Raw genomic sequence first — 20,490 nt, forward strand, 5'->3', positions numbered from 1 at the left:
ATACTACGACCCGCCTCTGCCGTGCCCCGATCTCTTCACGCGCCGCGGGTGAAATGATCCGCGATGACGCTGGCGACGCACGCCGTGAGCTTCTTGCCACAACGGATGTGCAAGAACTCGTTCGGGCCGTGTGCGTTCGACTGCGGGCCGAGCACGCCCGTGATGAGGTACTGGGCCTCGGGGAACTTCTCGCCGAGCATGGCCATGAACGGGATGGTCCCGCCCTCGCCGAAGGCCATCGCGGGCTGGCCGAAGAATGCTTGGCTCGCGCGCTGCATCGCCTCGTCGAGCCATGGCGCGAGCGGCGGCGCGTCCCAGCCCTCCGAGGGCTCCGAGAGCGTGAACGTCACGTCGGCCCCGTAGGGCGGATTCGCTTCGAGGGCGCGCTTCAGCGCGTCGGCTGCGCGCCGCGGGTTCACGCGCGGCGGGATCCGCATCGAGAGTTTGACCTTCGTGAAGGGCCTGAGCACGTTGCCTGCGCTCGCGATCGGCGGGATCCCGTCCACGCCTGTGACGCTGAGCGCCGGGCGCCACGTCCGGTTCAGCAGGAGCTGCTTGTTGTCGTCGGCCATCGGCCGCGCGCCTGCGGCCCACGGCATCTCCGTGTAGACCGCGTCGCCGAGCACGGCGGCTGCGGCCTCGGCCTGGGCGATGCGCTGCTCGGGGACGACCGCGAAGAGCTCGTCGAGCAGGATTCGCCCGGTGCGCTCGTCCTCCACGCGTGAGAGGAGCTGGCGGAGGATGCGGAAGCTCGACGCCGCGACGCCGCTCGCCGATCCCGAGTGCACGCCCTCGCGCAGGATGCGGACTTCGAGCGTGCCTTGCACGAGGCCCCGCAGCGAGGTCGTGGTCCAGAGCTGATCGTAGTTGCCGCAGCCGGAGTCGAGGCAAACGACCAGGCTCGGCTTGCCGATGCGGGGGGCGAGCGCGTCGATGTACGCGGGCAGGTCGAAGCTGCCGCTCTCCTCGCACGCCTCGATCAGGACGACGCAACGCGCATGCGGGAGGCCTTGCTCGGCGAGCAGGCGGAGGGCGGCGACGGAGGCGAAGGCCGAGTAGCCGTCGTCCGCGCCGCCGCGGCCGTAGAGCTTGTCGCCTTCGCGCACGGGTTCCCAGGGGCCTTTGCCCTCGGCCCAGCCGGTCATCTCGGGCTGCTTGTCGAGGTGCCCGTAGAGCAGGACGGTGTCGTCGCCCTTGCCGGGGATCTCCATGAAGATGACGGGCGTGCGGCCTTCGAGGCGCACGACCTCGACCTGGAGGCCCGGGACGGGCTGCGCGCGGCACCACTGCTCGATGAGGGCGACGGCCCGCTCCATGTGACCGTTCTCGCGCCAGGCACGGTCGAACGAGGGGGATTTGCAGGGGATGCGGATGTAGTCGGTGAGGGCGGGGAGGATCTCCTGCTCCCAGATGCGCTCGGAGAAGGCTTCGGCGTGGGACTTGTCGAGCTTGGTGGTCATGCGGGGTCGTTCCTTGGGCGGGACCTTAACGCCGAAGGGGGGGCCAGGTGAAGCCAGGTGCTCATCGTCGGCCGTCGCGCCGGGGCGCTGCCCCGGTCCCCGCGGGGGCTGTCCGCCCCTCGACCCGGACCAGGCACGGCCTGGACCGGGGTGGAAGAACTGCGCGATGCGCAGTTCTTCCAGCGAGCCGGTGGCAAGACCCTGGAGGGGGGTCTCGAGCCGGCGACGTGTACGCGACGTGGCCCGTTCCGAGGTAGGTCGCCCGAGCGCGCGTGGGCGCGTGCGAGGGGCCAGCCGCAGAGACTGCCGTACGTCGTCAAGGTGACCCGATCCAGCGCGGCGACGTCCACCGAGAACTTCCAGTCGCGGAGCTGGCGCAGGTCGTCGTCGCTCCCTCCCTCGGCGAGCGCCGCTCAATCGCCCATCAGGTGTTGCAAATCGATCATCGCCTGTTGGCTCACCCGGAGGGCCCCTTCCTGCGAGCGGTCGAGGTCGGCGGTCAACATCAGGAGGACCGAGAGGCCGATGACCAGCGTCGCGACCGCGGGGGACCGGGGCGTCTTGACCAGACCGGCGTGATATCCGACGGCCATCAGGTTCAGGACCGCGACCAAGTAGAGCGCCGCCCAGATGGCTTCGGGCATGCCGCTCCGGACGGCCACCTTGACGCGAATCGCGTGGAGCCCGATCATCTTGTTCAGCGATTCGATGAAGATCTGCACGAGGGCCGAGGCGGGCTGCTCTCGTCCGGCGGCCTCCGCCTCCTTCCACAGCTCCCGGTGCAGCTCCACCGAGCGCTGCACTGCGTGGTCGGCGTTGCCGAGCTTCACCGCCTCCAGGCGCACCGCCACGTATTCACGCAGCCGTCCGCGGACCTTCGCGCCGTGGTCGCCGGGGAGCAGGCCGGCGCGCAGGTAGGTCGTCTCGATGGCGTTGGCCTCGTCGACGACCATCTGTTTCCTGGCCTCGAAGCGGGATGCCGCGAAGCCAAACGTGAATGCCAGGACGAGCGCCAGCAAGCCCATCGTGGTGGTGACCAGGGCGAGCACGTGCGCCCCCTGCTCCTGCTCGGGGCTGCGCAGCCGGTACCGTCCCAGCCGATAACCGCCCTCGGCGGCGATCAGGAGGACCACGATGGTGACCCCCAAGAGCATCCAGAGCGGAAATCCATTCAGCAATGAAGCCATGAGCATGGGCGCACCTCGCCTCCATCACGGCGTTTGTCCGTCGCGAAAGGTTGTCGCGGCGCTGGCCGGCGTGGGCGGTCGGCGTGAGGCCGGCAGCCCGGCGGCATTGCCTCCATGGTCGCGATCCCGGGGGGAGGTCAACCAAGCCATCGTCGATTCGTCGAGTTCGTCAGGCCCGGAGAATCGAGAGCCTTTCCCGCGTTCCGTGCGTACCGCCTCCGCTTCCGCCCCCGCTCCCGCTCCCTGCCTCGCCGCCGAGCCCGGACCTCCTCCGGGGCCTCGTCGACGAGGGATCGGGTGAACTCACGTTGTGGCTGCGTGCCCTTGCCGCCCGACCTCATTGCCTCGGGAGCGTCGGCTCGGAAGGTCGTGGGTTGACGCCGAGCACGAGCGCCAGCATCGGAATGAAAATTGCGCGGCCATCGCTTGCCTCCTCTTTCGCGCATCGCCACAACGCATGGGGAGTACGAATGGATCATGGTAGCAGCGGACGTTGACAGCGGTATCCCGGCAGTCGGTCTTCTCCCTTGGGGCTCGCATTTTTGCCAGTTCTACGATTCTCAGCGGGATCTCGCCGACGCGCTCGTTCCGTATTTCCTCGCGGGGATCCGCGGGAACGCGCAATGTGTCTGGGTCACGGCCGATCCACTCCGCGCCCACCAGGCGCGCGACCTGTTCAGGGCAGCCGTGCCCAACATCGACGCGCTCGAGCGCAGCGGTCAGCTCGAGATCATCGATTATCAGGACTGGTATCTGAAGACCGGGGGGCTCAAAACCGAGACCCTCCACCAGATGTGGATCGAGCGGCAGGCCATCGCGCTCCAGAAGGGCTATTCGGGGCTGCGGGCGAGCGGGAACACGTCCTTTCTCGAGGTATGCGACTGGAAGAGCTTCGCCGACTACGAGGCGAGGCTGACCGGGGCGTTTCGGGGGCACCGGATCGTCGGCCTCTGCGCCTACTCCCTCGGCCGATGCAACTCCGACAGCGTCATCGACGTCGTGCGGAGCCATCAGTTCGCGCTCACCCGACGCGCCAACCAATGGGAGCTCATCGAGAGCTCGTCGCTCAAGATCGCCAAGGAGGAGCTTCGCCAGCTCAACGAGGAGCTCGAGGAGCGCGTCCGCCAGCGAACGGCGGAGCTCGAGGAGGCGCTGCGCATGCGAGAAGACTTCATCTCGGTCGCCTCCCACGAGCTGAAGACACCGCTCACCTCGCTGCAGCTCTACATCGAGAGCTTGCTGCGGGCCGGCGCGAAAGGGACATGCTCGGCAGGGCAGCTCGCCGAGCGGCTGACGAAGGCCAAGGCGGAGTGCGGCAGGCTGGAGAAGCTCGTGAATTATCTCCTCGACTTCTCTCGCGCCTTGTCCGGTCAGCTCGCGCTCACGCCCGAGGAGGTGGACCTCTCCGACGTCGCACGAATGACCGCCGAGCGTTTCTCCGAGAACCTGGACAAGGCAGGCTGCAAGCTCTCGCTGCGCGCCGACGCGCCGATCACGGGCCTATGGGACCGGCTGCGGGTCGAGCAGGTGCTGGTGAACATCCTCTCGAATGCAATCAAGTATGCGCCTGGAGCGCCGATCGAAGTCACCGTGACCGAGAAGGACGGGCATGCCGTCATGTCGGTGCGCGACCATGGCCCCGGGATCCCGCCGCAGGATCAGGGCCGGATCTTCGATCGATTCGTCCAGCTCTCCCCGCCGGAGCACCACCGCGGCGGGTTCGGCCTCGGGCTTTGGATCGTGCGCAAGATCGTGGACGCGTTCCGTGGCTCGCTCGACCTCCAGAGCGAGCCTGGGGCAGGGACGACCTTCCGCGTCACGCTGCCGCGCGTTCCGGTGCAATCGGAATGACCCGAAGGGCCGCCGCCCGCCGTCGAGGAGGATTGCGTGATCGACGATCAACAGAATGCCATGTCGGAGGCCGACGGGTGTCGTCTCGGCACGATCCTCGTCGTCGATGACGATCCGGGGGTGCTCGAGGCCCTGGAGACGCTCCTCGTGGACGAGGGGTATCACGTGGTGACGGCTTGTCATGGGCGCGCGGCGCTCTCGTATCTCGCGGAGCACGAGGCGCCCTGCGTCATTTTGCTCGACATGATGATGCCCATCATGGATGGCTACGGGTTCCTCGCGGAGCAACGCCAGCATCCGGCGTTTTCGAGGATTCCCGTCGTCGTCCTGACGGCCGGAGCGAACAGCAATCGCGTCCGCGCGCTCTGCCCGACCGGGTTCTTGAGCAAGCCGGTCGACGTCGACGCGCTGCTCGCATTCCTCGAGGAGTATTGTTGACTCGGCTCGTGGGACGGGCCGCCTCCGCTGCGCCTATGCGCCGACCATCTCTACACGGGCGCGGCCTTGAAAGCGCTGCGCCCGTGTTCGGCCCTAAGCCAACAAGCGCTCAGTAGTCCCAGGAGGCTGGTACAAAGCGAAAGGCGTCGCCATCGACCGCCACCCGACCGACGGACGGGAACGATAGGTGCGTGGCCACCAGCAGTTCGCGGGTCGCCGAAAGCTCGCGGAAAAGCCGGATCCGGACGTTGACCGACGCCTCGGGGTCGTGTTCGAAGCCATTGTGCCATTCGGGGTGCTCGAAGGAGACCGGGAACACGGCGTCGCCTGCGAACGTCAGCCGCTCGCCGCCGGACGCCAGGCGGACCACGCTATGCCCAGGGGTGTGACCGCCGGTTCGCCTGACGACCACCCCTGCTGCCACCTCGTGCTCCTCCTCGAACGGCCGCAGCAGGCTGTGGTACTCCTTCAGGAACCGCTGCGCGGTCGCCCGAAGCACGTCCGGTATCGGCGACGGCATGGTGGTGCGGGAGAAATCGGGCGCCGCCCAGAAGTTGACCTCGGCGGCCGCCACGTGGATTCGCAGGTCCGGACGCAGCCGCTCTCGTATCCCGTCGCCGAGCAGCCCGCCAATATGGTCCATGTGCAGGTGGGTCAGCACCACGTCGGTCAGGTCGGCGAGATCGATGCCGGCGGCCTCCAGTCGCAGGGCCAACTGCCCGGCCCGCGGGAAACCCGAGAACTCCTTCCCCAACCCGGAGTCGACGAGGATGGTGCGGCCGCCGCTGCGCACCACGATCACGTTCAACGCCCAATCGAACTTGTCCGGCAGGAACAGGTTGTCCAGCCAGGCCGTGCGCACGGCCGGCTCGACATTGGTGGCCATCGTCGCGAAGGGCAGTGGCAGCACGCCATCGCTGATCACCAGCACGTCGATCTCGCCGATCCGCAACGCGTAGCGCGACGGAACCAATTCGTCGGACGCTGGTTTCCCGCGGTGGGGGGTGTTGTCGACGCTCATGTTTGCGTTCATGTCTGTCTCCTCGAGAGTTCCGTCGAGACCGGCCTTGTCGATGCCATATGGCTTGTCGGCCGAGCCGGGCACGGCCTGCCCGTGGCCCTCTTGCCACTGGCGTTGCGGCCAGGACCGGGCAGCCCACCGTTTCGTGACGGGTCGTTGAAAAAAAGGATCGCAGGCGAGGTCCGCGCTGGTGGACCGCTCCCGCTCCCGCCCCCGCTCAAAGCGGCAGGCCGGTGCGCTGCCATGGAGCGGCGAGGTGCTCCAAAACGGATCGCTGGGTGCTCCAAAATGGAGCGGGATGGCCCCCAAGACAGGTCCGGGCGACCGGGAACGGTCATGGGGAGGCCCCAAAGGCAGGTCCCCGCACGCGGGAACGGTCATGGGGAGGCCCCAAAGGCAGGTCCGGGCGGCCGGGAAGGTCTTTGGGGAAGCCCCAAGGTCAGGTCCCCGCGCTCGGGAACGGTCATGGGGAGGCCCCAAAGCCAGGTCCGGGCGGCCGGGAGGGTCTTTGGGGAGGCCCCAAAGCCAGGTCCTCACACGCGGGAACGGTCATGGGGAGGCCCCAAGGTCAGGTCCCCGCGCTCGGAAGGGTCTTTGGGGAGGCCCCAAAGGGAAGGGGAGCCGGTCCGCAGGGTGTTCGGGCAGGCCCCCAAGCGGAACCTCCCGCTCTCCGCTGGGATCGGAGAGAATCGTCCACGAGGTCGACTCGTTCCTTCGCGACCCGCGCGCAGATCGGGCCGCGGGCTGGACACGGCCTGGGGAGTGTTCGATGGTGCGCCATGTTATCTTTCCGTCCTACCTGCCGGGGTGCGCGCGGGAGCCGCGCGCTCCGCCCTGTCGGACCCTCGCTGCTAGGAGTGGCGCTCACGCTGACGACAGGCCTCGCCTTCGGGGAGGAGCCGAGGCGCGCGGACCCCAAGGTCGAGGACGCGGCGGCGCGGCCCGTGCTCGTGTTGCTCGTCGCGAAAGGCGGGAGTTCGCCGCTCGAAGAGCGGGCCGCGGCGCTCATCGCCGCGCATGTCCGCTCCGCGGGCGTGACGTTGAAGCGGGTCGAGCGCCCTGTAAGCTCCCCCGACGCGGGCGAACGCATCCCGGACGCACGCGTGGTCGCGGGCGACGAGGGCGCGAAGGGGGTGCTGTGGGCGGGGATCGGTCCGCAGGGCGCGTTCGTCCTCTACCTCCTCGAAAAGGAAGGGGGGCGCGTGTTTCGCCGCGACGTCCCCGCGCCCACCGGCCAGACGTCCGCGGCGCTGGAGGCGCTCGCGAACATCGCCGGGTCGGCCGCGGCGGAGCTGGTCATCGAGGGGCACGTCGTCACGATGGCCTCGCTGGAGAGCGCCGACGACGCGTCGCCCCCTGCGCCCGGCGTCGAAGCGGCCGCCCCCGCCCCGCTTCCACCGCCCGAACCGCCCCCTGCGCCGCCCCCGGCCGCGCCGGAGGTCGCGCCCGCGCTCGCACCGGCGCCTCCGGAGGGCCCCGCGGGCCCGCGCTGGCGGAGCTTGCTCCTCGCCGCGGGGTACACGGGCGGCACCTTCGCGCGCGAGGCCTCCTGGCAGAACGCCATCGCCCTCTCCGCGTGGTGGGCGCCCGCGCCGGACGCGCGGGTTGGCCTGGGGTATGAGGTGCTCTTCGAAGAACACGTCGAGCAAGCGGGGTTCGACGTCGACCTGTCCCGGCATCCCATCGTCCTGAGCGGCGGATATCGCTTCCACTTCGGCGGCGATCGCTGGGATGTCGATCTGGGCGCGCGCAGCACGATCGACATCGTCCTCCGCACCCCGCACCCCGCTCCCTCTGTCGAGACGCCGGCGACCCCGCTGCGGCACACGGTCGACGCGCTCGTGAGCCTCGCCCCCACCGTGGGCCTCGGCTTCCGCATCGTCGATCGGCTCCGCATCGGCGCCTGGGCCGGCGTGGACGTGCCGCTGAACCGGCTCTCCATGACGAACCAGCCCAAGGTCGACCTCCAGACCGCCCCGGCGCGTTTCCTCGGCGGGCTCGACCTCCAGGTGGATCTGATCGAGTCCACGATCCCGCGTCCTGCCCGGGCGGGGAGGTGAAAAAAAAATGACCCGCTCCCGGGGGCGCGCGGAACCATGCGCCCGTGCCTGTGGGTGGAAAGTCGAGCCTCATGAGCGCGCGTGTCCTCGGGCGGCCACGCCCCGGCCCTGACGAGGCCGCGGTCGTGGCCTCGCCCCTGGATCTCGATCGGGCTCGCCGCGCCGGGGCGGGCGAGCCCGCGGCCCAGGCGTGGCTCGTGATGGAGCTGCTCCCGAGCGTCCGGCGGATCACGCGGGTCTTCCTGAAGAGCTCCGCCGACGCGGACGACGTCGCCCAGCTCGCGTTGCTCGCGATCCTGCGGAGCGCCGCGTCCTACCGGGGCGAGGCCAGCCTCGCGACCTGGGGGCGGCGCATCGCCGTGCGGACCGCGCTGAAGTACGTCCGCGCGCGGCGGCAGCGCGAGGCCTTGATCGCGGGGGACGAGTCTGCCGCCGACGACGTGCCCGCTTCCTCGCCCGGCCGCCCCGCCGAGGCCCTCCCGCGCCACGTGCGCGAGTACCTGGACGAGCTGCCCGAGGCCCAAGCCGAGGTGATCCTCCTCCACGTCGCGCTGGAGCACACGGTGGACGAGATCGCCGAGATGACGGAAGTGAGTCGTGACACCGTGAAGAGCCGGCTGCGCCTCGGGATCGAGGCGCTGCGCAAGCAGGTCCGACAAGACATCGCCGTCGGCCGTAGGAGGTCCGCATGAAGCCGGTGAAGCTTGCCTCGGACGAGGAGCGTTGGGTCGCCCTCGTCGCGGCCTCGGGGCGCGGGGAGGTGATCACGCCCGAGGACGCAGCGTTCCTTCGCCAGCAGGAAGAGGCCGATCCGCAGCTCGCCGAGGAAGCGGCGCTCTGGGCGGAGATCGCCCGGCTCGGCGCGCCACGCGGGGAGGCCGGAGAGCTCGACGACGGCGAGATCGCCGCGCGGGTCCTCGGGGAGATCGAGGGCGAGCGCGCCCCGGCGCCGCCGTCCGCGCAGCCCTTTTCGGCGTGGCGTACGCGGCCGAGGACGAGGCGCAGGGTCGCGGGCCTGGTCGCCGGGTTCGCGTTCGCGGCGGCGCTGGGCGCCTTCGCGGCCACGGTGGCGAACACACGTTTCAGGGGGCCGGAGCGCCCGATCGAGGGCCTCGACGCGGGGCCGCCTTCGCCCGCGCTCACGGGCGCGCCGCCGAAGCCCGTCGAGGGGGTCGCGCCGCCGATGCCCGTTGAGGTGGTCGCGCCGCCGAAGCCCGTCGAGGTGGTCGCGCCGCGTCCGCCTCCCAAGCCGAGCGAGGCGCCCGCGAAGAGCGCCGACGAGCTGCTTGGCGATGCGCAGGCCGCGCTCGCTGCGGGCCGCGCGGAGGAGGCGATATCGACCTATCAAGCGCTGCTCGCGCGTTACCCCGGGAGCACCGAGGCGCGCGCCGCGCTGGTGTCCCTCGGCCGCCTCTCGCTCTCGGGCGGGAGCGCGGCCTCGGCGCTCGGTTATTTCGATCGTTACCTTTCGAGCGGGGGCGGCGCGCTCGGGATCGAGGCCCGCTATGGTCGCATCCAGGCGCTCCAGCAGCTCGGGCGCGCCGGGGAGGCGCAGGCCGCGATTGACGATTTCCTCGCCCGCCACGGCGACAGCGTCTACGCGACCCGGCTGCGCGAGCGTCGCTAGAAAATCGACCGTCCCTTCGCTTTTCTTTTCACCCGCTCTTCCACCGGCCAGGCACGAGGGCAGCCAAAGGACCCGAAAGGCATGGTCATGATGAACAAGTTCACGACGCAGGGGATCTTTGCATTGGTGCTCGGTTCGTCGCTCGCCGCGTGTGGCGCGGCGGAGCCGGGCGCGGAGGACGGCGAGGAGGTCGGACAAGGCGCGCTTGCGCTTCAATCCTTCGCGGCTCCGTTCCGGGACACGTCGACGATGCGCGGCAGCACCACGGACTGGGCCAACTGCCACGGCAAAGCCTCGTGCGCCGTCGGCGAGGTGGTGAGTGGCATCAGCGTGTCGCCGAGTGATCACCAGGGTCGGTCCGCGCTCTGCAAGGAGGGGGACGCCGCGAAATTCACGGGGAACGTGAAGGCGACGCTGCTCGCGGGCGCGGATCGGCGCCGGGCATCGCGGCTCGGCGACTGGGCGCCCTGGTTCCACAAACTCGAGTGTGGTCTCGGCGAGTACGTGAGCGGCGTCAGCGAGGACGCGTCGTATTGCGACGGGGGCAACAAGTTCCACGGGATTCAATGCGCCCAGGGCGTGGGCTTCAACGAGGACACGGCCTGCACCGCGCGGGTCTTCGACGCCGCCGATACCCGCGGCAGTACGGCGAGCGGGGATTGGGATGTCGGCGGGTACAAGGGGGAGTGCGCGATTGACGAGCACGTGGCCGGCGTCAGCGTCTCTCCCACGACCGGCGCGCCGCACTCGATCCTGTGCTGTCGGAGTTCCGGCCCGGCGCCCACGATGCTACCGAACCAATCGTTCTGGGGGACGGGCGCGCTCCGGGAGTTCCCCGTGAAGAACGCGGCGGAGTGTTATACCCCCTGCCTCGAAGACGCGTCGTGCTCGGGCGGTACCTACAACGCGGCCAAGGCGAATTGTTGGCTCCGCACGGGGAGCGCGACGGTCGGCAGCGGGATCTCGTCGGACGCCGCGTTCACGGTGTCGTCGGGCCTGCGCGATGCGTACTACCAATCGCTGATGCACACGGGCCGGGGTTTCTGGGGAACGGGCGCGCTCCGGGAGTTCACGACGACGAGCGCAGCGGCGTGTTATCAGGCCTGTTTCAACGACAGCTCCTGCACGGGCGGCACCTTCAACCTGGGCAAACAGAACTGCTGGCTCCGCACCGGGAACACGAGCATGGGCAGCGGGATCCCGTCGGACAGCGGCTTCGAGATCAGCGCAGCCACGCGCGAGGAGGCCTTGCAGTCGCTGGTGGAGAGGTTCGCGCCGCGGCTGCGCTTCGATGGAGACGCTGGCAATTACCCCATGTCCGCGCAGGTGTTCTACGACGCGGCCGTCGCCAAGCCGCAGACGGGTCGGGTCGACAACACCAATATCGCCTCCCTGTCCACGGGCGATATCCCGACGTATACCCAGGCCACCACCTGCAGCGGGCAGGTGCGGATCCAATACTGGTTCTTCTACGGCCACCAGCCGACCTGCGACGGGGCGTCCGGCGACCACAACGGCGACTGGGAGAAGATCATGGTGACCTTGAGCGAGGATCGGAGCCAAATCGCAGCCGTCACCTACTGGATGCACGGCTACTACTACACGCGGCTCCCGGCGCGCGGCCATGTCGCCATCGAAGACGGCACCCACCCGGTCGTCTACGTGGGAAAGAAGTCGCACGCGAGTTTCTACAACCAGGGTGGGTCTGCCCACGTCTGCTGGCCTGTCTGGGGAGAGTGGCGCAACAACTCGAACGGCGCTCACCTCGACACATGGACCAACCTCGTCAGCCTCGCCGCGAACGACGAGCCCTGGGTGATCCACGACCGGCAGGGCAACTTCATGTGGGGTGACGACGGCGTGAGCACCCACCCAACCCAGGCCGGGCCGAGCTGCAACATGCCCGCGGCCACGTGGAAAACCGGTGTGGAGACCTGGGAGCACACCGACTGCGAGTACGGGGACACGGAGGCGTTGGAGACCTGCTGGGCGGGTGCAGACTCGTACACCAAAGCCTGGACCCTCGGCGTCACCGACCGGGGCCTCATCAAGCCGAACTGAGCGCCGCGCCGGGGCGCCGCCCCGGTCCCCGCGGGGGGCTGTCCGCCCCCTCGACCCCGGACCAGCGAGGCGCTGGACCCAGGGTTGAAAAACTGCGCGATGCGCAGTTTTTCAAACAGGCCGACGAAGAAGCCGGGTTGCCAGCCGAACCCGCAGCGCGGCTGTCTCGGTGGGCAACGCCGCTGCTGGTCTTGACCGGGCCTGTTCGATGAACTGCGCGGAGCGCAGTTCATCGAGCTTGGGTCCAGCCCCTGGCTGGTCCGGGGTGGAGGGGGCGGACAGCCCCCTCCTGGGGCCTGGGGCAAAGCCCCAGCGAGGCGATCACGCCTCCGACGCTTCGATTTCGACCTTTGCCTCTGGGCTCGTCGGGAGCTTGATCTCGGGGCCGACCTTCGTGGGCTCGGCGGAAGGCGGCGCGAGGACCACGAGGCTTGCTGGCCTGCATTCGATGGCGACGGGGGTCGTGCCTGCTGCTTCGCCGTCGATGAGCAAGTGTTGCGCGGGGTCGGCGAGGATGCGCAGGCGGCGGCACGGGAAATACCCGACCTCGTCGCGTGTCGCGGGCTCGCCGCGCGCGGCCGTGAGAAAGAGGTGGATGCCTGTGGCCACGGCCGCGTTGAGCGTGGTGGCTGCGACGACTGTCACGTCGAGCATGCCGTCGTCGCCGACGAGCGCGGAGGGGCCCTGGGCGAGCACCGTGCGGAGCGGCGCCATGTTCGCCACGGTGACGGCCACGGCGCGGCACCGGACGATTTGCTCGTCGGTCTCCAGCTCGACCTCGAACGGCGCGAGCGTGCTGAGCTTGCGCACTGCCGTCGCGACATAGGCGAGCACGCCCCAGCGGTGTTTGTCCTCCGTCGACGTGTCGGCCACCGTGTCGGCGTGGAGGCCGACCGAGGCGTGGAGCACCATGCAGCGATGGTCGACGAGGGCGGTATCGATGACCCGGCGGTGGTCTGCGAGCAGCGTGTCGCATGCGGCGATCGGGTCGCCTGGAATGCCGAGGGCCGCGGCCAGCGAATTCGACGTGCCACAGGGCAGGATCCCGAGCGGCACCTTGCTGCCTGCGAGCACCCCCGCTACGGACGAGACCGTCCCGTCGCCCCCTGCCGCGATCAACAACTCCGCGCCTGCGTCGAGCGCCTCGCGCGCGCATGCCGCCGGGTCCTGGTCGGGGCTCGCCCGCAGGACGTTCAGTTCGAAGCGGGGCGCGAGGATCGCGTGCACGCGGTCGAAGACGTCATCGGCGGCGCTGCCGGCGGCGGCGTTGTAGATGAGGCAGGCTTTCATGGCCCCGGCTTAGCACCTCTCCTCCCTCCTTGGAAAGCGGTACACCCCGGGGCAGCTCGTTTGCCGCGCCCGCGCCCTGGCGGCGCGCCCGGCGCAGAGCCGCGCGCGGCTCAGAAGTCGATGCAGGTGCCGCCGGTGCAGCGCCGGATCAATTGCCAGGCGCCGGACTGGCACTCGTAGGTGCTGGTGACCGTCGTGCTGCCGGGCTTCGTGGTGATGATGTGCGTGGCGCCCTCGTTGGCCGCGGTGCAGGGCGGCAGCGTCTCGGCCTGCTCCGTGAGGGTGGGGTCCTCGACGTCGAGGTCCACGTCTTCCTCGGCATAACAAGCAGCAAGGGCCAGCGCGGCGATCGCGATCCGTCGTTTCATGGGTGCACCTTCATCCCTGTCCGGGGCTGTTCAAGGAAATGCGAGAGCTCTCGCTCCGTCTGCTCGGCTCGGTCTATCAGAGCCCGACCGGCACGGGGATCGCCCGTTCGCCAATGGGATTCTCGAAATTGCGAGACGGGCGTCGAGGTCCCCGACCCGCGGCCGGATCGTGATAGGCTCCGGCCGGTGCGACAAGAGACCCAAATCGAGCTCTTGGGCCGGGCGCTCGACCACATCGATCGACGTCGGAGCGACGCGGACGGCGAGCCGTTCGAGCTCCCCGTCGATCGGTATCTCGATCCTTCGATCCTCGAACGAGAGCGCGCGCTCCTCCGCTCGCGCCCGGTCGCTGTCGGCTTCGCGTCCCAGGTCGCTGCGCCCGGCGACTTCCTCACGCATGACCACGCTGGTGTTCCTCTCGTCGTGACGCGTGATCACGACGGCGTCCTTCGCGCGTTCGTGAACGCCTGCCGCCATCGCGGGGCGCGGATCGCCGACGCGTGTGGCCACGCCCCGCGCCTGGTCTGCCCCTACCACGGGTGGTCCTACAACCTGTCGGGCCGCCTGGAAGGCGTGCCGCATCGACAGGAGTTCGCCGGCGTCGATCTCGAGCCACGCGGCCTGATCGAGCTGCCGGTGTGGCAGCGCTTCGGCCTGATCTTCGCGTGCCCCACGCCGGGCCCGGCGACGCGCGTGTTTCCCTTCGCCGACGACCTGGAGGAGCTCTCCACCCACGTGCTCCACGCTCCCAGCGAGCGGAGCCGTCGCATGAACTGGAAGCTGATGATGGACGGCTCCTGGGAGACGTACCATTTCCGGGTCACGCACGAGAAGACGATCGCGCCGTACTTTTTCGACAACCTCGGCGTCTTCGATTTCGTGGAGCCGGACCTCCGGATGGTGCTCCCCAAGCGGAGCATCGTCGACGTGCGCGACGACGATCCCGCGACGTTCCGGCTCCGCACGCACGCGAACCTGCTCTACGGCCTGTTCCCCAACACGATCGTGCTGGTGCAGCCCGATCACGCCATGGTGGTGACGATGTGGCCGACGGCGATCGATCGGACCACCCTCGTCGCGGGCATGCTGATCCCGGAGCCCCCGCAGACCGAGAAGGCGCGCGCGTATTGGCAAAAGAACGAGGCGATCTTCTGGAGCGCGATCGAGGAAGACATCGCGATGGGAGAGCGGATCCAGAGCACGCTCGCCTCCGGCGCGAATCGCTCCTTTCTGTTCGGCCGCTGCGAGCACCTGATTGGAAAGTTTCACCGGATCCTGGATCGCGCCCTCCTCGACGCCACGTCTCGTTGAGCTTCGCGAGGGGTGGAACGGCGAAAAGTCCCCCTGACGTTTATCGGCGGATGATAGAGTGGCGCAGCTTTTTACGACGGAGGCTGTGTCATGCGTTCGATGAGCCATTTTATCTTCGCGTCGCTTCTCGTTCTCGCCGCTGCGTGCTCGGGGGGCGGCGGCGACAGCGGCTCTGCGGCGGGGGAGGCCGGCGGCGGAGGCGGGAGTGCAGGGAACGGCGGCGGCCCGGGGAGCGGCGGATCCGGCACCGGCGGCGGCGGCGCGCTCGGCGGACCTTTTCGGCATGGGATCAACGCCGGCCACCGCCACCCCACCTGGAGCGACCCGGAGCTCGCGAAGCTCGCGCGCGAGGCCGGCGCGGACAGCCAGCGGATCTCGCTCCCCGAGCAGCATTTGGAGACGTGGGGGTACGAGATCGAGGTCGAGGACATCAAGCAATACGCGGCGCTCGGCATGTCGAATCACGTCGCCTTCTTGACGACCCCCATGGCCGAGCATTCGACGGCGCCCGCAGGCACGCCGAACTGGCAGGTCGCCGAATACATCCCGAAAAACCTGTATCAACCCGTGTTCCTCGCGAACGGCGAGATCAACCCCGAGAACTACTGGGGCGCGTATGTGTACAAGACGGTGAGCACGTACAAGGACTGGGTGAAGGTGTGGGAGGTGTGGAACGAGCCTGATTGGGTCGCCGACTGGCAGGTGACGGTCGACTGGGACAAGAACCCGCCCACGAAGGACGAGCTGCCGCGCTTTCATGGCTCGATCTTCGATTACGTTCGCATGCTGCGCGTGTCGCGCGAGGCGGCGCAGAAGGCCGATCCGGACGCGAAGATCGCGCTCGGCGGGATCGGGTACCCGAATTTCCTCTCGGCCGTGCTCCGGTACACGGACAACCCCGAGGGCGGCGCCGTTTCCGCCGACTACCCCGAGACGGGCGCGACGTACTTCGACGTCCTCAGCTTTCATTATTATCCGGTCTTCAGCCCGGGCAGCTCGGACGTCGGCGTGAAGGGCCTCGTCGATTCCAGGAACACGCTGGCGAAGGTCCTCGACGCCGCGGGGGTCGGCGGCAAGTCGTGGGTGGTGACGGAGAGCGGGGCGCCGCACGAGCTCATCGGCGCAGGCCCGGGCGGGGTGGACTACGCGAAGAACTACATCCTCAAGGTGATGACCACCGCGCAGGCCGAGGGGATCAGCGGCATCGATTGGTATCTCCTGACCGACAGCGCGGAGCTCGGCGCGAGCACGAGCTCCTTCGACTACATGGGCCTCTATTACGATGTCCTGAAGCTCGGCGCGCCGGCCGAGGCAAAGATCACGGATACGGGCATCGCGTATCGAACGCACGGGCAGCTCCTCGCGGGCGCCGCGTTCGACGCCGGCGCGACGGAGGCGCTCGCGCTGCCGGAGGCGGTCGGCGGCGCGGCGTTCAAGCTCGCGAATGGGAAAGCGGCCTTCGTCCTGTGGGCGAAGACGAGCGGCACCAACGAGGAGGCGAGCGCGACGTATTCGCTCGCCGCCTCCGGGCCGGTCAAGGCGTATGCGTGGGACCATGGCAAGACCGGCGCGGCCACGGATCTCGCGCCGGAGGGGGGGAGCCTTTTGCTCTCGCTCACGGACACGCCGCAGATCTTCATCGCGCAATAGGCCCCGCCACGCCCGTCCGCTCGCATCCTCACCGACAAGCCTTCTCCGCCGCCTCTTTCCCGCGCTCCCCCTCGATCATCTCGCGCGCCCCTTTCTCCGTCGCCAGGCACTCGCGCAGCGTCTCGGGCATCAACCCGTCGTAGCCGTAGGGGAGCGCGCTCACGCACCGGCTTGCCCGCGCGCACGCCTCCTCCAGCGCTGGCAATGCGGCCGTCTCTGCGAGCGCCGCCTCCGCCTCCGGCCCCGCGAGCCGCTCGAGCCACGCCGAGAACCCTCCACGCTGGAGGAGGATCTCGGGGGTCTCCTTCCGCAGCTCCATCATCTCGCGCGCCGCCTCGTTTCTGAAGACGATCCCCTCGGACGTCGACGACCACCGCGCCGGCCATGCGTCCCAGGGTGCGCCGACCGGCTTCATGAAGGCTTGGCCCTCCGTGAAGCAATACAGCGTGCCCACCCCAAATCCCTCCGGCTCGCGTGGCCCTCCCGGCGCCCTCACCCGGAAGCAGCCCGCGAGCGCGGCCGGAAGCGGCGCCTGGGACCATTGCGGAGGCGGCGGAGCGGGCGGCCGGAGGCGCTGGGCTTCCCGCAGTCGCCCGCAGAACCCCCCGCGCGCCTGATCTCGCTCGCAAATCTCCACGAGGATCTCGAGCTCGTCGCACGCGGTCTGCGCTCCCCGCGCGCACGCCTCGCCGAGCGTCTCGATGCCCCGCACCTCCGTGCGCGGATCGAACGAGAGCCCCGATCCATACATCCAGCACCCGCACATCGGGTCTCGCCCGCAGGTTTCCGCGAGCCTGGCTTCGATCCGCGCGCGATCGTCTGTGGTCGCCTCCTTTTGCTGGGCGAGCGTGAGGCAACCCCAGGCGAACCCCTTTCCACACGTCATGCGCAGGAGCTCCATGCCCCGCTCCGGCTTGCCCCCCTCGTTCGGGGGCTTCTTGTGCCACTCCGCGAGCGCCACGCAGGCCGCCATGTCTCCATCGCCGCAGGCCGCCTCGCACGCCTCGGGGCCCGTGCTCGCACAATCGCCGCTCTTGAGCGGGCAATCCACGACCTCGACGCCGGGCCGCGGGCGAAAGGCAATGCTCTTCTCGGCGGCGCTCGCTTTCGCGACGGGAGGCGGCGTCCCCCCGCCGCACGCTGCCGCGAGGCCCCCGATCGCGAGGGCGAGCTGCACGGTTCCACGGAGCGACGCGATGGGCTTCACGGGATCCTTGTATCGTTCCAGGGGGGAAACGTCGAGCGTCGGGGGCACGCCCGCGCGTTCGCGTGGCGGGATCTCCCGCACCTTTTCTGTCATCGAAGTCTTGTGTATCGCCTCACCGCCGATCTATGCTGAGCCACTTGCTCAAGGGGAGGGCACGAGCATGTATAGGCATGCGATCACGGTCTCGGACGCCGAGACCCATCTTTTGTTCGATCCGACGCGCGCCGCGCTGGAGCAGCGTATCTCCGAGCTCGAAGACAAGCTCGATGCGGCCGAGCATGGGCAGCGCCTCGAAGCGGAGCGCTTTCGGCTGACGGTCGACGGCGCTCCCATCGGGATGGCCCTCGTCGGGCTCGATGGCACCTTCATTCGCGCCAACCACGCGCTCGGCGAGCTTTTTGGCTTCGCGCCCGAGGAACTCGTGAAGGTGCGCTTCCAGGACCTCACGCATCCGCAGGACCTGCAGAGCGACCTCGACCTCGTCGGCAGCGTGCTCCGGGGCGAGATCACGCGTTACGAGCTGCGCAAGCGATACTTCCGCAGGGACGGCGGCGTCATCCACGCCGATCTGCACGTCTCCATGGTGCGCGACGGGCGCGGCGAGCCGCTCCATTTCATCTCGCAGATCCTCGACGTCACCGAGAAGCTGCGCGCGGAAGAGACCCTGCGCGCGCGGCTCGCCGAGCTCTCCACGCCCCTCATTCCCATTCGTGATGACGTCATGGTGATGCCGCTCATCGGCGTGATCGATTTCGAGCGCGCGGAGCGGGTGCTCACGACCCTGCTCGCAGGTGTGAGCAAGACCGGCGCGCGCGTCGCGATCGTCGACGTGACGGGCGTAACCGCGGTGAACGAGCAGGTGGCGAGCGCCCTTTTGCGCGCCGCGCAGGCCGTGCGGCTGCTCGGCACGCGCATGATCCTGAGCGGCATTGGACCCGAGGTGGCGCGCACGCTGATCTCCATCGGCGCCGACCTGTCCGGCATCGTCACCTGCGGGAACCTGCAAGCGGCCGTCGCGCAAGCCGTCAAGCTCACGCGCCAGAGCAGCTAGCCCCGGAAGCTCAATCGGTCGGTCGCTCGCACTCGAAGACGTGCCCCCAGCGTGGATCGAGCGACAACCAGATCAGCGACGAGGAGGGGGAGAAGTTCCCTGTGCCCAGCGGAAGCGCGCCTTCCCAGACGCGCTCCTGGATGCATCCGTCGAGGCCGAGGTCCGCGGGGGTCGCGGCGAAGGTCGAGCCGTCGGGGCACACGAGCGTGAGGGGCAAGCCCGACATGAATGAAATCGCGGCGCCGGTCGGACCTTCGAGGACGTGTCGCCGGGGGGCGTCCGGCTTCGACGGCCCCGTCTCGGGGCCCGTGTCGTGATAACGGAAGCAGGTCTTGTTCGCGACGCGCACCTCGACGTCGAGGACCCAGGGGCTCCCTTTGGGCGCCTCGGGTCGAAACAAGACCTCCGCGTTCGGGGCCGTGCAGGTCTTGCCGTCGCGCGCGAGCATGCCTCCGATCGGCAGAGGGCCGAGGCAGGCGTGGATCTCGCGCTTCATCGTCTGCCAGCAGTTGTCCGTCTCGCGGAGCCATCCGCAATCGAGCGGCTTCGGGGGGTCGGTCGGGGTCGAAGGCGCGGATGCAGCGTCGGGCGGCGGGGGTGACGCGGGCGGCGCGCCCTGCGGAGCGGCGTCGCGCGCGCAGCCGGGCAGGGAAGGGGTGAGCCCGAGGAACGTAACGAGGAGGGCTTTCGAACGCGGATGCATGGGGGGTCGTGGCGCCTGAGGGGAGCGCGGGGCGGGGGTCTGCAAGAGGTTGGCAGTCCAGCTCCTTGTGCACGGCCTGGATGGATCTGCGCAAGATTTGGGAGCGGATGCCGCTCACCGCCCGCACGCCAGCATCGGGAGGATCGCGTCCTCGATCAGGTGCGTCGTCTGCTGGTGCATGCCGCGCATGTTGTAGTTCGTGCGGGTCACCACGACCGCCGCGTCGAGCGCCGGGAACATCACCACCGCGTTGCCACCGTTGCCGCCCATGAACCAGCCCGTCTGCGCGCCGCACGGCGTCTGGTACGCGCGCGTCCAGAACAGGTAGCCGTAGTGCTGCTCGGGCATCGCCTCGCGTTGCACCGTCACCGCCGCGTCGACGAAGGCCGCGGGCACGACCTGCGCCTCGCCCGCCCGGCCGTGCGCAAGAACGAGCCGCGCGAGCGCCGCGAGGTCGCGCGTGCGCAGCCGCAGCCCCCCGCCCGTCATGATCTCGCCGGTCGGCGATTTCGAGAACTCCCAGCGCGTGATCCCGAGCGGCGCGAACAGGTGCTCCGCCATGAAGCGGTCGATCGGCTGGTGCGCGGCGCGCTGGACGATCTGGCCGAGCAGGAACACCCCCGCGGTGCAGTAGTGCCACGGCCCGCGCCCGCTCGCGTCACGCTGGTAGTCCGCGCGCACCGGCAGGTCGACCGCCCAGCGCGCCCATACCTGCTTCGGGTACATCTTCTCCTCATTGCCGGGCGATGCCTCGTCGTCGTCGTTGCAATCGAGCGCCGACGACATCGTCAACAGATCCTCGATCGTAATCGCCGCCTTGCCCGGCTCGTCATGCGTGAACGGCACGAGGTTCGCCAGGTACGTGAACGCCGGCGCGTCGAGCCCCGGCAGCGCGTGGCGCTCGATGGCGATCCCGACCGCGAGTGCGGTCAACGATTTCGTCGCCGAGCGCGTGTCATGCAGCGTCTCCGGCGTCGCGCCGGCGAAGTATCGCTCGTACTCCACCTGACCGCCGCGCGTGACGAGCACGCTCGTTGTCTTCGGCGCGTCGCCACGCGCGAGCGCCCCGGCGATGCCGTCGTAACGCGCCGGGCTGGCGCCACACCCCCACAGAAACAAGGCGATGAGCAAGATCCACATGCCCTCGCCATGTCATGTCACGCCCTCCGCATCTTGTACGCGCGAAACCTCGTGCTCCGCCAGCG

At 69.2% G+C, this 20,490-nt stretch carries 18 protein-coding genes; 9 read left to right on the plus strand and 9 right to left on the minus strand.

Translation table 11 applies throughout. From position 1 onward, the window contains the following. Positions 1 to 35: 35 nt before the first annotated feature. From E8A74_RS34855 to E8A74_RS34865, 3 genes are read right to left on the minus strand one after another with little or no spacing between them, the layout of a single operon-like run. Positions 36 to 1,460 carry a M20 family metallopeptidase gene (locus E8A74_RS34855; protein ID WP_136933398.1) on the minus strand — a complete coding sequence of 475 codons (1,425 nt, stop codon included), beginning with the start codon at positions 1,458 to 1,460 and terminating at the stop codon, positions 36 to 38. Beyond that, a complete protein-coding gene (locus E8A74_RS56115; protein WP_136933455.1) occupies positions 1,457 to 1,840 on the minus strand; it encodes a DUF2252 family protein in 384 nt (127 codons plus the stop codon). The genes E8A74_RS34855 and E8A74_RS56115 overlap by 4 nt, the downstream gene beginning before the upstream one ends. A 33-nt stretch (positions 1,841 to 1,873) precedes the next feature. Next, positions 1,874 to 2,608: a bestrophin-like domain gene (locus E8A74_RS34865; protein ID WP_136933399.1), complete on the minus strand. Its 735-nt coding sequence runs from the start codon at positions 2,606 to 2,608 to the stop codon at positions 1,874 to 1,876. Positions 2,609 to 3,124: 516 nt separating this feature from the next. Between E8A74_RS34865 and E8A74_RS34870 the strand changes: the two genes are divergently transcribed. Continuing rightward, positions 3,125 to 4,498: an MEDS domain-containing protein gene (locus E8A74_RS34870; RefSeq protein WP_136933400.1), complete on the plus strand. Its 1,374-nt coding sequence runs from the start codon at positions 3,125 to 3,127 to the stop codon at positions 4,496 to 4,498. 36 nt (positions 4,499 to 4,534) lie between these two features. Next, on the plus strand, positions 4,535 to 4,936 hold the full coding sequence (locus E8A74_RS34875) for a response regulator (protein ID WP_232379893.1): 402 nt from the start codon (positions 4,535 to 4,537) through the stop codon (positions 4,934 to 4,936). A gap of 109 nt (positions 4,937 to 5,045) precedes the next feature. Here the strand turns inward: E8A74_RS34875 and E8A74_RS34880 are convergent, their stop codons facing one another. After that, positions 5,046 to 5,969 carry an MBL fold metallo-hydrolase gene (locus tag E8A74_RS34880; RefSeq protein ID WP_211365516.1) on the minus strand — a complete coding sequence of 308 codons (924 nt, stop codon included), beginning with the start codon at positions 5,967 to 5,969 and terminating at the stop codon, positions 5,046 to 5,048. Positions 5,970 to 6,814: 845 nt separating this feature from the next. Between E8A74_RS34880 and E8A74_RS34885 the strand changes: the two genes are divergently transcribed. The 4 genes from E8A74_RS34885 to E8A74_RS34900 all read left to right on the plus strand — a co-directional run bounded on the left by E8A74_RS34885 (position 6,815) and on the right by E8A74_RS34900 (position 11,705). Then, on the plus strand, positions 6,815 to 8,017 hold the full coding sequence (locus tag E8A74_RS34885) for a hypothetical protein (protein ID WP_136933401.1): 1,203 nt from the start codon (positions 6,815 to 6,817) through the stop codon (positions 8,015 to 8,017). A 71-nt stretch (positions 8,018 to 8,088) separates the two neighbouring features. Then, a complete protein-coding gene (locus E8A74_RS34890) occupies positions 8,089 to 8,709 on the plus strand; it encodes an RNA polymerase sigma factor (RefSeq protein ID WP_136933402.1) in 621 nt (206 codons plus the stop codon). Continuing rightward, the gene (locus tag E8A74_RS34895) at positions 8,706 to 9,644 is read left to right on the plus strand and encodes a tetratricopeptide repeat protein (protein ID WP_136933403.1); all 939 of its coding nucleotides are present in this window, start codon (positions 8,706 to 8,708) and stop codon (positions 9,642 to 9,644) included. The genes E8A74_RS34890 and E8A74_RS34895 overlap by 4 nt, the downstream gene beginning before the upstream one ends. An 87-nt stretch (positions 9,645 to 9,731) precedes the next feature. Beyond that, the gene (locus E8A74_RS34900; protein WP_170229592.1) at positions 9,732 to 11,705 is read left to right on the plus strand and encodes a PAN domain-containing protein; all 1,974 of its coding nucleotides are present in this window, start codon (positions 9,732 to 9,734) and stop codon (positions 11,703 to 11,705) included. A gap of 321 nt (positions 11,706 to 12,026) precedes the next feature. On the opposite strand, the gene E8A74_RS34905 is transcribed toward E8A74_RS34900, so the two are convergent. Next, entirely contained in the window at positions 12,027 to 12,995 is a 969-nt protein-coding gene (locus tag E8A74_RS34905) for a YegS/Rv2252/BmrU family lipid kinase (RefSeq protein ID WP_136933405.1), read from the minus strand. Between the two features lie 110 nt (positions 12,996 to 13,105). Further along, on the minus strand, positions 13,106 to 13,363 hold the full coding sequence (locus E8A74_RS53070) for a hypothetical protein (protein WP_170229593.1): 258 nt from the start codon (positions 13,361 to 13,363) through the stop codon (positions 13,106 to 13,108). A 186-nt stretch (positions 13,364 to 13,549) separates the two neighbouring features. Between E8A74_RS53070 and E8A74_RS34910 the strand changes: the two genes are divergently transcribed. Together E8A74_RS34910 and E8A74_RS54210 are read left to right on the plus strand one after the other, a co-directional pair. After that, on the plus strand, positions 13,550 to 14,674 hold the full coding sequence (locus tag E8A74_RS34910) for an aromatic ring-hydroxylating oxygenase subunit alpha (RefSeq protein ID WP_170229594.1): 1,125 nt from the start codon (positions 13,550 to 13,552) through the stop codon (positions 14,672 to 14,674). Positions 14,675 to 14,773: 99 nt separating this feature from the next. Beyond that, on the plus strand, positions 14,774 to 16,324 hold the full coding sequence (locus E8A74_RS54210) for a glycoside hydrolase family 30 protein (protein ID WP_136933407.1): 1,551 nt from the start codon (positions 14,774 to 14,776) through the stop codon (positions 16,322 to 16,324). A 28-nt stretch (positions 16,325 to 16,352) separates the two neighbouring features. Here E8A74_RS54210 and E8A74_RS53080 read toward each other — a convergent pair whose 3' ends face one another. Continuing rightward, positions 16,353 to 17,624, minus strand: coding sequence for a hypothetical protein (locus E8A74_RS53080; RefSeq protein ID WP_170229595.1), 1,272 nt, complete (start codon positions 17,622 to 17,624; stop codon positions 16,353 to 16,355). Positions 17,625 to 17,691: 67 nt separating this feature from the next. Here E8A74_RS53080 and E8A74_RS53085 point away from each other — a divergent pair, with 67 nt between their 5' ends. Then, positions 17,692 to 18,582 carry an STAS domain-containing protein gene (locus E8A74_RS53085; RefSeq protein ID WP_170229596.1) on the plus strand — a complete coding sequence of 297 codons (891 nt, stop codon included), beginning with the start codon at positions 17,692 to 17,694 and terminating at the stop codon, positions 18,580 to 18,582. Between the two features lie 10 nt (positions 18,583 to 18,592). Here E8A74_RS53085 and E8A74_RS34930 read toward each other — a convergent pair whose 3' ends face one another. After that, the gene (locus E8A74_RS34930) at positions 18,593 to 19,285 is read right to left on the minus strand and encodes a hypothetical protein (protein ID WP_136933410.1); all 693 of its coding nucleotides are present in this window, start codon (positions 19,283 to 19,285) and stop codon (positions 18,593 to 18,595) included. Between the two features lie 114 nt (positions 19,286 to 19,399). After that, entirely contained in the window at positions 19,400 to 20,425 is a 1,026-nt protein-coding gene (locus E8A74_RS34935) for a serine hydrolase domain-containing protein (RefSeq protein ID WP_136933411.1), read from the minus strand. Positions 20,426 to 20,490: the final 65 nt, after the last annotated feature.

Origin of the sequence: Polyangium fumosum (assembly GCF_005144585.1) — a bacterium.
GTDB lineage: Bacteria > Myxococcota_A > Polyangia > Polyangiales > Polyangiaceae > Polyangium > Polyangium fumosum.

Coding starts and splice junctions, on each gene's coding strand:
- E8A74_RS34855 (WP_136933398.1), bottom strand. CDS start 1,460: ATGACCACCAAGCTCGACAAGTCCCACGCCGAAGCCTTCTCCGAGCGC.
- E8A74_RS34870 (WP_136933400.1), top strand. CDS start 3,125: ATGGTAGCAGCGGACGTTGACAGCGGTATCCCGGCAGTCGGTCTTCTC.
- E8A74_RS34880 (WP_211365516.1), bottom strand. CDS start 5,969: ATGAACGCAAACATGAGCGTCGACAACACCCCCCACCGCGGGAAACCA.
- E8A74_RS34890 (WP_136933402.1), top strand. CDS start 8,089: ATGAGCGCGCGTGTCCTCGGGCGGCCACGCCCCGGCCCTGACGAGGCC.
- E8A74_RS34895 (WP_136933403.1), top strand. CDS start 8,706: ATGAAGCCGGTGAAGCTTGCCTCGGACGAGGAGCGTTGGGTCGCCCTC.
- E8A74_RS34900 (WP_170229592.1), top strand. CDS start 9,732: ATGATGAACAAGTTCACGACGCAGGGGATCTTTGCATTGGTGCTCGGT.
- E8A74_RS34905 (WP_136933405.1), bottom strand. CDS start 12,995: ATGAAAGCCTGCCTCATCTACAACGCCGCCGCCGGCAGCGCCGCCGAT.
- E8A74_RS53070 (WP_170229593.1), bottom strand. CDS start 13,363: ATGAAACGACGGATCGCGATCGCCGCGCTGGCCCTTGCTGCTTGTTAT.
- E8A74_RS54210 (WP_136933407.1), top strand. CDS start 14,774: ATGAGCCATTTTATCTTCGCGTCGCTTCTCGTTCTCGCCGCTGCGTGC.
- E8A74_RS53080 (WP_170229595.1), bottom strand. CDS start 17,624: ATGACAGAAAAGGTGCGGGAGATCCCGCCACGCGAACGCGCGGGCGTG.
- E8A74_RS53085 (WP_170229596.1), top strand. CDS start 17,692: ATGTATAGGCATGCGATCACGGTCTCGGACGCCGAGACCCATCTTTTG.
- E8A74_RS34930 (WP_136933410.1), bottom strand. CDS start 19,285: ATGCATCCGCGTTCGAAAGCCCTCCTCGTTACGTTCCTCGGGCTCACC.
- E8A74_RS34935 (WP_136933411.1), bottom strand. CDS start 20,425: ATGTGGATCTTGCTCATCGCCTTGTTTCTGTGGGGGTGTGGCGCCAGC.